General features: G+C 74.7%; 12 protein-coding genes. 3 read left to right on the top strand and 9 right to left on the bottom strand.

Translation table 11 applies throughout. The annotated features are described in order from the left end of the window. Positions 1-8 precede the first annotated feature (8 nt). The 3 genes from ACH5AO_RS18150 to ACH5AO_RS18140 form a co-directional block, all read right to left on the bottom strand. Complete coding sequence (locus ACH5AO_RS18150; RefSeq protein ID WP_398925709.1) at positions 9-575, bottom strand: DUF2269 domain-containing protein; 567 nt, start codon at positions 573-575, stop codon at positions 9-11. A 51-nt stretch (positions 576-626) separates the two neighbouring features. Next, positions 627-1,712, bottom strand: coding sequence for a GNAT family N-acetyltransferase (locus tag ACH5AO_RS18145; RefSeq protein WP_398925707.1), 1,086 nt, complete (start codon positions 1,710-1,712; stop codon positions 627-629). A 130-nt stretch (positions 1,713-1,842) separates the two neighbouring features. Next, positions 1,843-2,253 (bottom strand): hypothetical protein, encoded by a 411-nt coding sequence (locus ACH5AO_RS18140; protein WP_398925705.1) that lies wholly within the window; start codon positions 2,251-2,253, stop codon positions 1,843-1,845. 325 nt (positions 2,254-2,578) lie between these two features. On the opposite strand from ACH5AO_RS18140, the gene ACH5AO_RS18135 reads away from it, so the two are divergent. Continuing rightward, positions 2,579-3,886, top strand: a complete 1,308-nt coding sequence (locus ACH5AO_RS18135; RefSeq protein ID WP_398925703.1) for a cation:proton antiporter — start codon at positions 2,579-2,581, stop codon at positions 3,884-3,886. Between the two features lie 244 nt (positions 3,887-4,130). Continuing rightward, complete coding sequence (locus ACH5AO_RS18130) at positions 4,131-5,306, top strand: trypsin-like serine protease (RefSeq protein ID WP_398925701.1); 1,176 nt, start codon at positions 4,131-4,133, stop codon at positions 5,304-5,306. A 411-nt stretch (positions 5,307-5,717) separates the two neighbouring features. Here ACH5AO_RS18130 and ACH5AO_RS18125 read toward each other — a convergent pair whose 3' ends face one another. Then, the gene (locus tag ACH5AO_RS18125) at positions 5,718-6,284 is read right to left on the bottom strand and encodes a snapalysin family zinc-dependent metalloprotease (protein ID WP_398925699.1); all 567 of its coding nucleotides are present in this window, start codon (positions 6,282-6,284) and stop codon (positions 5,718-5,720) included. Between the two features lie 485 nt (positions 6,285-6,769). Between ACH5AO_RS18125 and ACH5AO_RS18120 the strand changes: the two genes are divergently transcribed. Then, positions 6,770-7,252, top strand: a complete 483-nt coding sequence (locus ACH5AO_RS18120; protein ID WP_398925697.1) for an MSMEG_6728 family protein — start codon at positions 6,770-6,772, stop codon at positions 7,250-7,252. Between the two features lie 42 nt (positions 7,253-7,294). On the opposite strand, the gene ACH5AO_RS18115 is transcribed toward ACH5AO_RS18120, so the two are convergent. Genes ACH5AO_RS18115 through ACH5AO_RS18095 form a run of 5 tightly spaced genes read right to left on the bottom strand, consistent with a single transcriptional unit; the run spans position 7,295 to position 12,188 of the window. Continuing rightward, the gene (locus ACH5AO_RS18115) at positions 7,295-8,581 is read right to left on the bottom strand and encodes an ABC transporter substrate-binding protein (RefSeq protein ID WP_398925695.1); all 1,287 of its coding nucleotides are present in this window, start codon (positions 8,579-8,581) and stop codon (positions 7,295-7,297) included. Further along, complete coding sequence (locus ACH5AO_RS18110) at positions 8,578-9,717, bottom strand: branched-chain amino acid ABC transporter permease (RefSeq protein ID WP_398925693.1); 1,140 nt, start codon at positions 9,715-9,717, stop codon at positions 8,578-8,580. The genes ACH5AO_RS18115 and ACH5AO_RS18110 overlap by 4 nt, the downstream gene beginning before the upstream one ends. After that, positions 9,710-10,606 (bottom strand): branched-chain amino acid ABC transporter permease, encoded by an 897-nt coding sequence (locus ACH5AO_RS18105; RefSeq protein WP_398925691.1) that lies wholly within the window; start codon positions 10,604-10,606, stop codon positions 9,710-9,712. The genes ACH5AO_RS18110 and ACH5AO_RS18105 overlap by 8 nt, the downstream gene beginning before the upstream one ends. Continuing rightward, positions 10,603-11,409: an ABC transporter ATP-binding protein gene (locus ACH5AO_RS18100; protein WP_398925689.1), complete on the bottom strand. Its 807-nt coding sequence runs from the start codon at positions 11,407-11,409 to the stop codon at positions 10,603-10,605. The genes ACH5AO_RS18105 and ACH5AO_RS18100 overlap by 4 nt, the downstream gene beginning before the upstream one ends. After that, positions 11,406-12,188: an ABC transporter ATP-binding protein gene (locus tag ACH5AO_RS18095; RefSeq protein ID WP_398925687.1), complete on the bottom strand. Its 783-nt coding sequence runs from the start codon at positions 12,186-12,188 to the stop codon at positions 11,406-11,408. The genes ACH5AO_RS18100 and ACH5AO_RS18095 overlap by 4 nt, the downstream gene beginning before the upstream one ends. Positions 12,189-12,488: the final 300 nt, after the last annotated feature.

Raw genomic sequence — 12,488 nt, 5'->3', positions numbered from 1 at the left:
ACCGCGGGTCACGAGCGTGCCGGTTCGGCCGTCCCCGGCCTCCGGGCGGCCGCCCGGAGGCGCCGGCCGCGGCGGGTCGGGCCCCACGGTTTGAGGACCGGGATCACCGTCATGAAGACGTAGGCGGCCAGGGAGACGACCGGCCCCGTCAGGACGTCGCCCCCGTCGGGCAGGGGATGCCCGGCGGACACGGCCGCCGCGGCGGCGTTCACACCCGGCCGCAGCGCGAAGGCCGTGGCGGTGGTCGTGGCCAGGGTCAGCCAGAACTTCGTCCACACCCAGCGGTGCCTCGCCAGTCCCCAAGGCGTGCCCAGGGACAGGACGAGGCCGCTGGTGAGCGTCAGGAGGGCGACCGGCAGCAGGAGCCAGTCCGCGAAGAGCTTCATGGCCCGGACGGACGCCTCCACCGCGGCCGCGGACCCGGTGGTGTTCGCGGTGACGCCGAGCGCGAGCAGCCCGGCGGTGAGCCCGAGCCAGCCGGCGGAGGCGAGGACGTGGAGGACGAGGTGGGCCCGGCGTGCGGGTCGGCTGAGTTTCACACGGCCCACGGTGCCGGGCCCGGGCGGCGCGGACATCTGACGGCGGGAGTAATCCCGCGTACGGACGTCGGCGTACGCCGGACGCGGTCAGCGCTCGCGCAGCCGGCCCAGCCCCGTCAGGGTGCGCCGGGCCGCGTCGGCCAGCCGGGGGTGGCCGCGCACGAGGCGGCGGGCGGCCCGCGCCGGCTCCCGGCCCAGCCGGTACGCGGCGCCGCCCGGTCCCGGACGCACCACGGCGCCCTCGTAGACGGTGAGTTCGCGGGTCTTGAGGGAGTCCTTGTAGCGGGCGGGACCACTGCCCAGGTCGACCATGCGGATACCGTCGGCGGCGGCCGCCCGGAGCATCCTCAGGTGCAGCACCAGTCCGGGTGAGTACCGGCCGTGGTCACGGTCGTAGGCGGGGAACCACCAGGACAGCACCGTGGCCGAGCGCAGGCCGAAGTGCGCGGCGACGGGGCGGCCGCCGGCGTACAGCACGGAGAGCAGTCCGCGGCACTCGGGATCGTCGCCGTGCGCCAGCAGGTCCACCAGCCGGGTGATCCACTGCTGGGCGAACCGGTCCCGGCGGCCCGTCCGCCGGTACTGGGCGGATTTCCAGCGCATCAGCGCCCGCAAGGCCTCCGGGTCCCGGCTGTCGTACACGAACCGCACCTCGCCGACCTGCCGGGCGAGCCTGCGTTCCTTGGCCAGGGTCTGCTTGAGGAAACCGGGGGAACGGGCGCGCAGTCCGTCGGTGTAGTGCTCGTACCCCCGGTCGAGGTCGACGACCGGGCTCGCCAGTTCCTCGACGGCGTGCGGCACGAAGAGGTGCTGGCCGGCCTCCAGGTTGTCGAACTCCCAGGAGGAGAGCGCGCAGGCCGCGAGCAGGGTGCGCGGGTCGAGCCGGAGGCCCGGGCGCAGGACGGCGCCCTGGCTGTCCGACACTCCCAGGCCGATGGCCCGGCCCTGGCCCAGCGGCCCCTTCTCGTACGGGAGGAAGCCGACCGGGGTCCCGTCGTCCTGCAGGACGGCCACCCTGGCGCCGGGCCTGACCTGTCCGACGGCCGTGGTGAACACCGGATCGAGGAACGGGTTCTCCGGCGCGCCGGACTCCGCGCGCAACTGCCTCCACGTCTTGTGCTCGCTCGGCCCGAGTTCGTCGGGCCGCACCACGAGAACGCGCTTTCCCTGCATGTGTGCCTCCTGTGTCGTCATGGTTTCCGGGACACGAGAAGGCCTGCTCGTCGCCGTGGACCGGCTCGGGGAGCACGCTGCGGGCAGTACCCGGCCGCACGGCGCAGGCCTCGGGCGGTACCGCGGTCGCTCAGCAGCGGAACGTCTGCAGGCAGGCGGTGACGGGGGCCGGATCGGCCGGGCCCCGGCCCCGTGGCGGTCCCACCGGGTACGGTCCGGGAACGGATCGCCGCTGCGCGGTGGCCGTCGACGCGGTCCCGGCCGCCGGGTGGGCGGTGCCGGCCGTCCCGGCCGCTCCCGAGGCCCTCGGCGGGCGGGCGACGGGCCGGTGGAACGAGGCGTCGCCCTCTCCGGGGGAAGGTGTTCCGGCGGTCTCCGGCACGGCCTCGGCCGCCTCGTCGTGCCGGTCCTGCGCCGGCTGGTCCTGCTGTGCCACGGGGGGCGCCGGGGCGGGCCGGTCCGCTGCCGGCGCCGGGGCGCACAGGGTCAGGAGGAGTACCGAGGCCAGCAGTACGACCGCCGCCGCCCATCGAGACCGCACCGGTCACCCCTTCGGCATGCGTCCGGCGGGGGTGGGTACACCGGTTCGGCGCCGGGCAGGCCCCCCACACATGTGCGCCCGGCGCGTCTTCCAGTAGCGCCGAGCACGCCCCGCTCCGTCAAGTCCTCCGTGCAACGAGGCGGCGCACTCGGTGCGCACCGGTCTCGGTGCTTCCCGCGGGTCCCGCCCTTCACACCGGAGTGCGCGCCCCGGCGGGCGGTCAGGGCCGCACCCGTCCGTCCGTTCGGGCGGGCTCCCCGTACCGGGATGATGTTTCGGCCGGGGCCGTGGCGTGGCCGCGGCCCACTCCGGGCACCTGTGATCGGTGACCTCTCCCGACTACCTCTTCGTCCTGCTCGGAGCCGGTGCCCTCGGCGCGGCCGTGCTGCCCCGGGTGGTGGCCCGCAGACCGCTGTCGTTGCCACTGGTGTTCCTCGTCTGCGGAGTCGCCCTCCAGGCGCTGCCCCTGCCCATGCCCGTCATCGACCCGGTGTCGGACCGGACGTGGGTGGAGCACGTCACCGAGATCTGCGTGATCGTCTCCCTCATGGGCGCCGGTCTCGCCCTGAACCGGCCGTTCGGCCGCCGGCGCTGGCAGGGCACCTGGCGGCAGCTGGGCGTCACCCTGCCGTTGACCATCGCGGCCGTGGGTCTCCTGGCCTGGGGCCTGCTCGACTGGCCGCCGGCCGCCGCGCTGCTGCTGGCGGCCGTGCTGGCGCCGACCGATCCTGTGCTCGCCTCCGAGGTGCGGGTGGGCGCGCCCACCGACTCCGAGCACGACGAGGACGAGGTGCGCTTCACGCTGACCGGCGAGGCGGGGCTGAACGACGGTCTCGCCTTCCCCTTCGTCCTGGCCGCCGTCGCCCTCGCCGCCGCGGGCGGTCGTCCCACCGGTGGCGGGATCGCCCGCTGGGCACTGGTCGACGTGCTGTACAAGTGCGCGGTGGGCGTGTCCGCGGGGCTCGCCGTCGGCGCGCTGCTCGGGTGGCTGTTCTTCCGGGCGGGGTGGCGGGCGATGCGGCTGTCCGAGCACCGGGAGGGCTTCGTCGCCATCGGCGCCACGTTCCTCGCCTACGGGGTGACGGAGCTGCTGCACGGCTACGGCTTCGTGGCCGTGTTCGTCACCGCCTGCCGGATCCGGGCGGCGGAGCGCGCCCACGGCTATCACGTGGTGCTGCACGATTTCGTGGAGCAGGTGGAACGGCTGCTGACCGCCGCCCTGCTGTTCCTGCTCGGTGTGTTCGTCGCGCAGGGCGGGCTGGCGTCGCTGACCTGGCAGGGAGCGGTCGTGGGCCTGTTGCTGCTGGTGGCGGTCCGGCCGCTGACCGCGTGGGCCGCCCAGCTCGGTACGTCCGCCGGCCCCCGGGAGCGGGTGGTGATCGCCTTCTTCGGGGTCCGCGGCATCGGCTCGCTGTTCTACCTGGCGCACGCGCTCGGCTCCACCGGTTTCGGCGTCCCGGCCGAGCGGCTGTGGGCGGTGGTGACCTTCACGGTACTGGCGTCCGTCGTGCTGCACGGGATGAGCGCCACCCCCGTCATCTCGCGCCTCGACCGGCTGCGGACCCACCGGGCCCGGGCGTCCGGCGCGGGACCGGAGCCGGGCGGGGACGAGGTGGCGGGCGAACGGCTCTGACCGCTCCCCGCCCGAAGTGGCGCACGGCTCGGGCCGCCTTCCACGACAGCGCTCCGGGAGGTCCCGCGCCCCCGGCTTCGGCCGGATCCGGACGTGATGCCCGGGGCGCGCGGAAACCGGTTCCCGCATTGGCATAGACCTGACAGCGCTCGGCTCGCTAAGCTCTGCTCGACTCAGCCTGAGAGCGCTCTCACACTGCGGTTGTTCCACCCCCACCTTGCTGGAACGGCGAAGGAAACCCTCCATGAGACGCACCCGACTCACGCATGCCGGCGTGGCCGCCCTGCTCATGATCGGCAGCTGGACCGCGGCCGGTACCCTGCCGGCCACGGCACAGGACGCCCCCGACTCCCCCACCGCCCGCGCCGCCGACTCCGCACCCGCCTCCGCCGGCCTGCTGGAGGCGATGCAGCGGGACTTCGGGCTGACCCGCGCCGAGGCGGAGGACCGGCTGGCCGCCGAGCGCGAGGCCACCGATCTCGCGCCCCGGGCCCGCAGGACCGCCGGGTCCGCCTACGGCGGCGCCTGGTTCGACGCGAAGAGCGAGAAGCTGACCGTGGCCGTCACCCCGGACGCCGACGCCTCGACGGTACGGTCCCTGCGCGCGTCCGGCGCGGCCGTCCGCACCGTCGAGCACAGCGCACGGCAGCTCGACGCGGCCAAGTCCCGCATCGACCGCCTCGACGCGCCCTCGGGCGTCAGCAGCTGGGCCGTCGACCCGACCGCCAACACGGTCGTCGTGAACGTCGTCGCCGGCCGGCGCGCCGACAACGATGTCCGCGCCTTCGTGGACGAGGCCCGCGAGGCCGGCCCGGTCACCGTGCGGACCGTGGAGGCCCTGGCCGAGACCTTCGCCGCCGGAACGGTGGGCGGCGACCCGTACTACACCGGCAACGTCCGCTGCTCCATAGGCTTCTCGGTGCACGGCGGCTTCGTCACCGCCGGACACTGCGGCGGGGCCGGGCAGCAGGTCCGAGGCTGGGACGGTTCGTACATCGGCAACTTCCAGGGCTCCTCGTTCCCGGAGAACGACTACGCCTGGGTGAACGTGGGCAGCGGCTGGTGGACGGTGCCGGTGGTGCTCGGTTGGGGCACGGTGTCGGACCAGCTGGTGCGCGGCTCGGCGGAGGCCCCGATCGGCGCCTCGATCTGCCGCTCCGGCTCCACGACCCACTGGCACTGCGGCAACGTGCTGGCCAAGAACGAGACGGTGAACTACAGCCAGGGCGCGGTGCGTCAGATGACGAAGACCAGCGTCTGCGCCGAACCGGGCGATTCGGGCGGCTCGTTCATCAGCGGTGATCAGGCACAGGGCGTCACCTCCGGCGGCTGGGGCAACTGCTCCGGCGGGGGCGAGACCTGGTTCCAGCCGATCAACGAGATCCTCAACCGCTACGGGCTGACCCTGCACACGGCCTGACCGGCCACGACCGGGAGCGGGCCCCGCCGGGTGACCGGCGGGGCCCGCTCTCACGTGCGGCCGGAAGCGCGTCCCCACGACCGACCGGGGCGACGCGCCGGCCCGGCCGGCGGACCGGCTCGAGGGCGAGCCGCCGGGGCATGCCGGCACGGCACCGAGGCGCCCGCGAACGCCGCGAGCCCCGTCCCGGGATTCCGGGACGGGGCTCGTGCTGGAGCGCCGGGCAGGCCTTGCACCTGCATCTCCCCGCAGGAAGCGGGGCGTCTTTCCTTGGACCACCAACGCACGGCCGGGCTGCGGGGGATCCCGCCGCCGTGACGTGCCTCAACCATAGCGGTATTCGCCTCAGCAGTCACATCAGTCACATGAGCGCCGGGCAGGAGGCATCCCGTGCGGGGGTCGGGCGGTCCGTCAGTCCCCGATCAGGACGGCTCGCGGCGCCGGTGTCCGCCGCCCGGCGGCCGCCCGGGCGAAGTCGCGCTCGACCTCCGCCTTCTCCGCCGCGTTCGGGTACGGGTTCGTGCACGCCACGCCCGCGGAGGACCCGGACATCAGACTGGAGCAGGGGCCGGGCTTGCGGTCGGGCAGGCCCAGGATGTGACCGAGCTCGTGGGCCGAGATGCGGACCGTGTCGTACCCCTGGTTCACGGCCTGGCGGCCGATGTAGACGGTGCCGTTGCCCAGGGAGCCGGGCAGGGCGCGCGGCCAGCCGTTGTCCGCCAGGACCCGGATGTTCGCGCGCTGTCCGGACGCGACCGGGCGCAGTTCCACGGCGTCGACGCTCTCGTTCCAGATCGCCGCGCCCCGGTCGACGGCGGACCGGAACTCCGCGGCACCGCTCGCGTCGTAGGTGAGCACCCGGGCGGCGGCCGGTCGCGCGGTCTCGCCGGACGGCGCGGCCGCGGCCTGGCCGCCCAGCAGGGCGAGGGACATCGTGACGACCGCGGCCAGGCCGCCGGTCACCTTGCGAACGCGCATGGTCGACCTCCATGTGGGGGAAAGGTAGTCGTGCACATGACACACCCGGCGTTCCTGCCCCACCGGCACGGCCGCCAATCCCTCATTCCGGCCGACCCCGGGCGAGAAGCGGTACCGCCGCACGCCGTGGAAGGCACCGCTCGGACTTCCCGGTCGCTCGGGGACGCCGCGGGCAGGAGTCCACACCATGCCACGGGACACCCCCGGCCGCACCACCGAGGACACCCGGTGAACCACGTCAGCGACCCCGAGCGTCACGACGGCACCGTGCGCCGCCGGCGCACCGGCCGCCCGGGACTCGGCCTCCCCGCTGTCCCTCCCGGCGTCGAGGGGACGGCCTGGAGCGACGCATACGCCGGCGACGGCGGCGTCGGCCCGTGGCGCGGGGCCCGGCCCGGCACGCCGGGCCGCCGTGAGGTGTGCGCCGCCGCGGAAGGGGAACTGCGGTGCGGTGAACCGCTTGCCCCCACCGTTCGGACGGCCCCATGCAGACCTTCCTGCCGTACCCCGACTTCTGCGAGTCGGCGCTGGTGCTCGACCGGCGCCGGCTCGGCAAACAGCGGGTCGAGGCGCTCCAGGTGCTGCGTGGCCTGACCGTGCCGGGCTACGGGTGGCGCCGCCATCCCGCGGTCCGCATGTGGACCGGCTACGAGGAGGCGCTGGTGCGGTACGGCCTGGAGATCTGCCGGGTCTGGCGCGACCGTGGCCACCAGGACAGCTGCGCCGCCACCCTCGTCGCCGACCTGGCCAAGGTGCGGCCCGGGGCGCCGGTGCGCGGTCAGCGGGAGCTGGCCGAGGCCGGTGAGCTGCCGCCCTGGCTGGGGGACGACGCCGTGCACCGCAGCCACCGCTCGGCGCTGGTCCGCAAGGACCCGGCCGTCTACGCGGAGCTCTTCCCCGGGGAGCCGGACGACCTGCCGTACGTCTGGCCGTCGTCCGACCGCGATCCGGAGGCGGCCGGCGGCTGACCCCGGCGTCCCCTGGGGCAGTCGGGGTCGGCCGGCCGTCCGTCACCGCGCGGACAGGTAGTCCTCCACTCCCGGTGCCGTGTGCGCGTCCTCCGCGTTCACCACGCCGCCGACCGCCTCGGCGTCGGGCTTGAGCACGTACGTCTCGACGCTCGCGGGACGGTCGACGTCGGAGAAGTCCTGCGGGGTGCCGAGTCCGGTGTCGGCGTTCGTCTGCGCGCGGTGCGCCTTGACGACGTCCTCCCGGGTGAGGCCGCCCGCCTCGCAGGCCGCCTTCAGGTCGGCGCCCATGAGCCGGGCGGCGTTGTACCCGGACAGCACGCCGGAGTCGACCGGCGAGTCCGGGTACTTCTTCCGGTACGACGCCACCATGGTCTTCACGCCGGGCAGGTCGGAGCTGACCGCGGGCGCCGCGCTGACCACGTTGAGCATGGCCGCCAGGGCGGGCGCGGCGGGGGTCTTCATCAGCTGGGGCGCGAAGCCGGGGGCGCTGCTGACGACGGGGACCTTCAGACCGCGGGAGGCGGCGACGCCGACGAGGGAGGCCGTCTGCGCGGGTCCGGCGCTGATCAGGACGGCCTTCACGCCCTCCGCGCGCAGGGCCGAGACCTGGGCGGACAGGTCGGTGTCCGTGGCCTTGATCTTCTGCCCGGCCACCTTCAGTCCGGCCTTCTCCGCTGCCCAGGTGGACCCTTCCAGCGCGTTGGCGCCGTAGTCGCCCTCGAAGTAGACGTGGCCGATGGTGTCGCCCTTCTCCAGGCCCTTGGCGCGGGTGAGGAACTCGACGGCGGCGATCATGTCGACGTCGTAGGTGGTGCCGAGGACCTGGACGGCGTCCTTGCCGAGCAGGGAGGCCGCCCAGGCCTGCGGGAAGGTGAGCATCTCGTCCCGCTCGATGTCGTCGAGCAGCGCGGCGACCACCGGGGAGCCGATGACCTGGGGCAGCGCCACGACGTCCGGGGCGATGTCGGCGTAGGCGGTGACCGCCTTCTGCACGTCGTAGCCGTGGTCCTTGACGACGATCTCCACCTCGCGGTCGCAGATGCCGCCCTCGGCGTTGGTCTCCTCGGCCCACATCCGCTGGGCCTGCACGATGCTCTTGCCGAGGGTGGCGTAGGGCCCGGTCAGGTCGGTGAGGGCGCCCAGCCTGATGGTGTCGGCGTCGACGCCGGGGCCGGTGCGGACGCCGTCGGCGGCCTCGCCGCCCTTGTCGCCGTCGTCCGCCTTGGAGCTGCATCCGGTGACCGCGAGCAGCAGGGCGAGGGCGCCGGCGAGGACGGTCCCGGTGGTGCGGTGCCGGTCACGGCGGGTGCGGTGCGTGGTGTTCACGGGGTGTGCTCCTTGGGTCGTGCGGCCGGTTGCGGAGGCGAGGGGACGACGGTGTCCGGGGCGGGGGTACGGGACCGGCGGCGCCGTACCCGGTCCCGGACCCGGCGTGCCAGGCCGTGCAGCCCGTCGGGGGCGTACAGCAGGACCAGGACGATCGCCGCGCCGTAGAGGTAGCGGGCCGCCTCGGTGGGGCCCACGGCGCCCTCGGTGGTGCCGGGGGCGGTCACCAGCGGGAGCTGGTCGGCGTAGCGGGTCATCAGCAGCGGCAGGGCGGTGACGAAGACGGCGCCGGCGGTGGCTCCGGCGACGGACCCGAGGCCGCCGATGACGATCATGGCGAGGTAGTCGACGGAGAGCGCGAGGGAGAAGTAGTCCGGGACGACACGGCGGAAGGCGAGTGCCAGGAGCACTCCCGCGAGGCCCGCGTACATCGACGACACCACGAAGGCCGCCGAGCGGTGCCGGGCGACGTCGACGCCCATCACGGCGGCCGCGGTCTCGCTGTCGCGCAGGGCGGCCAGCGCCCTGCCGGGGCGCCCGCGCAGCAGGCCGCGGGCGGTGAACCAGGTGAACGCGAACAGGGCCAGGCCCAGGAACCACAGGCGTTCCTCCGCGCCGAACGGCACGCCGAGGACGGTCAGTTCGGGGTCGCTCTCGGCGAAGGTGAACCCGCCGAGGGTGAGCGGGGGCACGGAGCGGCCGTTGAAGCCGCCGGTGACGGAATCGGCGGTCAGCAGGACGTGGTGGCCGAGGAAGACCAGCGCGAGGGTGGCGATGCCCAGGTAGATGCCCTTGACCCGGGCGGCCACGGGGCTGAACAGCCCGCCGGCCGCTCCCGCGAGCAGGACCGCGAGGAGCGCGGCGAGGACCGGGGGCAGTCCGGGTCCGGGTTCGCCGGCCAGCCAGGTGTAGCCGTAGGCGCCGACGGCGAGGAAGAAGGCGTGACCGAGGGAGAGCTGCCCGGCGGTGCCGCTGAGCAGGGCGAGACCGGTGGCGCCGATGGCGGCCGCCAGGGAGAACAGGCCGATGCGCAGCCAGAAGGCGTCCAGGTAGAACGGCGGCAGGCACAGGAGGACGGCGAGCAGCGGGAGCATGGCCCGGCGGCGGGTGAGGGCGGCGAGGAGTCGGTCAGACACGGGCCGTCCCCTTCGCGCCGAACAGCCCGGTGGGCCGTACCAGAAGGACGAGCAGCATCACCGCGTACGGGGCGACGTCGCCGAAGCCCTCGCCGAGGACGTGCAGGTCGGACTGGTAGCCGACGACGAGCGCCTCGGTCAGGCCGATGATCAGGCTGCCCGCGAGGGCGCCGGCCGGGGAGGCGAGGCCGCCGAGGATCGCGGCCGGGAAGGCGTTGAGGGCGATCTGGCCGGTGGTGCGCTCCAGTCCGGGCGCGGGGAACGCGGCGAGGAACACGGCGGCCAGCGCGGCGAGCGCGCCCGCCAGGCACCAGGCGCCCGCGCGGACCCGGCCGAGCCGTACGCCCATGAGCGCGGCGGCCTCCAGGTCCTCGGCCGCCGCCCGCAGGGACAGTCCCCAGGAGGTGAACCGGAAGAGCGCGAACACCCCGCCGATGACCACGGCCGACACCACGATCGCGGCGAGCCGGCTGTCGGCGACGGTCACCGGGCCCAGTTCGGTCACCGCGTCTCCCCACGGGTCGCCCAGGGACAGCAGGTCGCCGCCGATGCGCCGGGAGAGGTCGGTGAGCAGGACGATGTCGATGCCGATGGTGACGATGGTCTGGACGTGGGCGGAGTGGGCGTCCTGGCCGCCGCGTTGCAGCAGGAACCGGTCGAGCGCGCCGGCGAGGGCGGCCGTGGTGAGGACCGCCAGGGCGAGCGCTCCGGCGAAGCCGAGGTCATCGTGGAGGACGGCGGTGAGGTAGCCGCCGAGCAGGAGCAGGGAGCCGTGGGCGAAGTTGAGGACGCCGGAGGCCCTGAAGATGACGACGAAGCCGAGGGCGACCAGCGCGTAGACCGCGCCGAGCGCCAGTCCGCCGAGGATGTTGTCGAGGAATGCCGTCATGCCGCGTCCTCCCCGGTCGCGTCGGTGCCGAGGTAGGCGCGCAGCACCTCGGGGTCCCGGCGGACCTCGTCGGGGGTGCCGTGGGCGATGGGCCGGCCGAAGTCGAGCACGGTGACGTCGTCGGCGAGGCGCATGACGAGGCCCATGTCGTGCTCGACGAGGACGACGGACAGGCCGAGTTCGGCGCGGAGTTCGCCCACCACCTCGGCGGTGCGGGCGCGTTCTGCGGCGTTCATGCCGGCCACGGGTTCGTCGAGGAGCAGCACACGGGGCTCCAGGCAGAGGGCGCGGGCGAGTTCGACGCGCTTGCGGTCGCCGTACGACAGCAGGGCGACGGGGCTGTCGAAGTGGTCGCCGAGGCCGGTGAGTTCGGCGATCTCGCGCGCTCTGGCGAGGTGTTCGCGCTGTTCCCGTACGGCGCCCGGCAGGCGCAGCGCGCTCGCGGCGAACCCGGCGCGGGACAGGGCGTGGCGGCCGAGCATCAGGTTGTCGGCGACGGTGCCGTGGGTGGTGACGATGTTCTGGAAGGTGCGGGCCACGCCGAGCGCGGCGATGCGGTGCGGGGCGAGGCGGGTCAGCTCGGTGTCGCCGAGCGTCACCGTGCCGGCGGCCGGGCGGCACAGGCCGGACAGCACGTTGAAGCAGGTCGACTTGCCGGCGCCGTTGGGTCCGATGAGCGCGTGCACCGAGCCGGGGGTGACGGTGAAGGAGACGCCGTCGAGGGCGGTGAGTCCGGCGAAGCGCACGGTGACGTCCCGTACGTCGAGCACGGGCGGCGGCGCGGTGGTGGTGCGGTCGGTCACGCCGCCCCCTGGTCCTCGGCCGGCTCGCCCAGGTAGAGGCGGCGTACGGCGTCGGTGCGGGCGAGTTCGTCGGCGGGTCCTGACAGGCGGGTCTCGCCGACCTCCAGGACGTGCGCGTGGTCGGCGAGGGAGAGCGCCATGCCGGCGTTCTGCTCGACGAGGAGGACGGCGGTGCCCTGGGTGTTGATCTCGCGGATCACCTCGGCGATGCGGTACACCATCCGCGGGGCGAGACCGAGGGAGGGCTCGTCGAGGAGCAGCAGGCGCGGGGCGGCCATCAGGGCGCGGCCGATGGCGAGCATCTGCTGCTCGCCGCCGGAGAGCAGGCCGGCGGCCTGGTGGGTGCGCTCGGCGAGGCGGGGGAAGAGGGTGAAGACCCGGTCGCGGGCCTCCTGGACCTGGGCGCGGCCGCGCCGGCCGAGGCCGAGACCGCCGGAGCGCAGGTTCTCGTCGACGGAGAGTCCGGCGAAGACCCGTCGCCCCTCGGGGACCTGGACGACTCCGGCGCGTACCGCCGCGACGGGGTCCTTGCCGTCGAGCACCGTGTCGCCGTAGCGGACGCGGCCGGCCGTGATCGCGCCGCGGTGCAGGCGCAGCGTGCCGGAGACGGCGCGCAGCAGGGTCGTCTTGCCGGCGCCGTTGGCGCCGAGCAGGGCGACGACGGTGCCGGGCGGCACGGTCAGGGACACGGAGCGGAGGGCGGACAGGGCGCGGCCGTAGGTCACGTCGACGTTCTCGACGTGGAGCGCGGGCGGGCTGTCCGGTGGTGCTTCGGGCATCACGGCTCCTCGGGGCCGGGCCGCGGGGGCGCGGCGGCGGCTTCGGGGGAAGGGGTGCTCACGACAGCACGGGGGCGGGCGGGCGGTACAGGTTCCGGCGCCCGTACGCTGCGGCGTACCAATGGGGGCGGGTGGGGGTTGTGCGGGTGCCCATGCGGGCCCGTCGCGGCGGCACCGGGGCCGGAGCACAGGGGCGGGGTGTCGCTCGCCGGCTCCGACGTAGGTGCCGCCGCGCCCACCCGTGCCGCCCTGGGGGTACCTCCCAGGCCCTTGAGGCACTGGGGGAGGCACGACTGCCCG

It is taken from the genome of Streptomyces sp. NPDC018964 (assembly GCF_044390325.1).
GTDB lineage: Bacteria > Actinomycetota > Actinomycetes > Streptomycetales > Streptomycetaceae > Streptomyces.
This window is presented reverse-complemented; position numbering and strand designations above follow the sequence as displayed.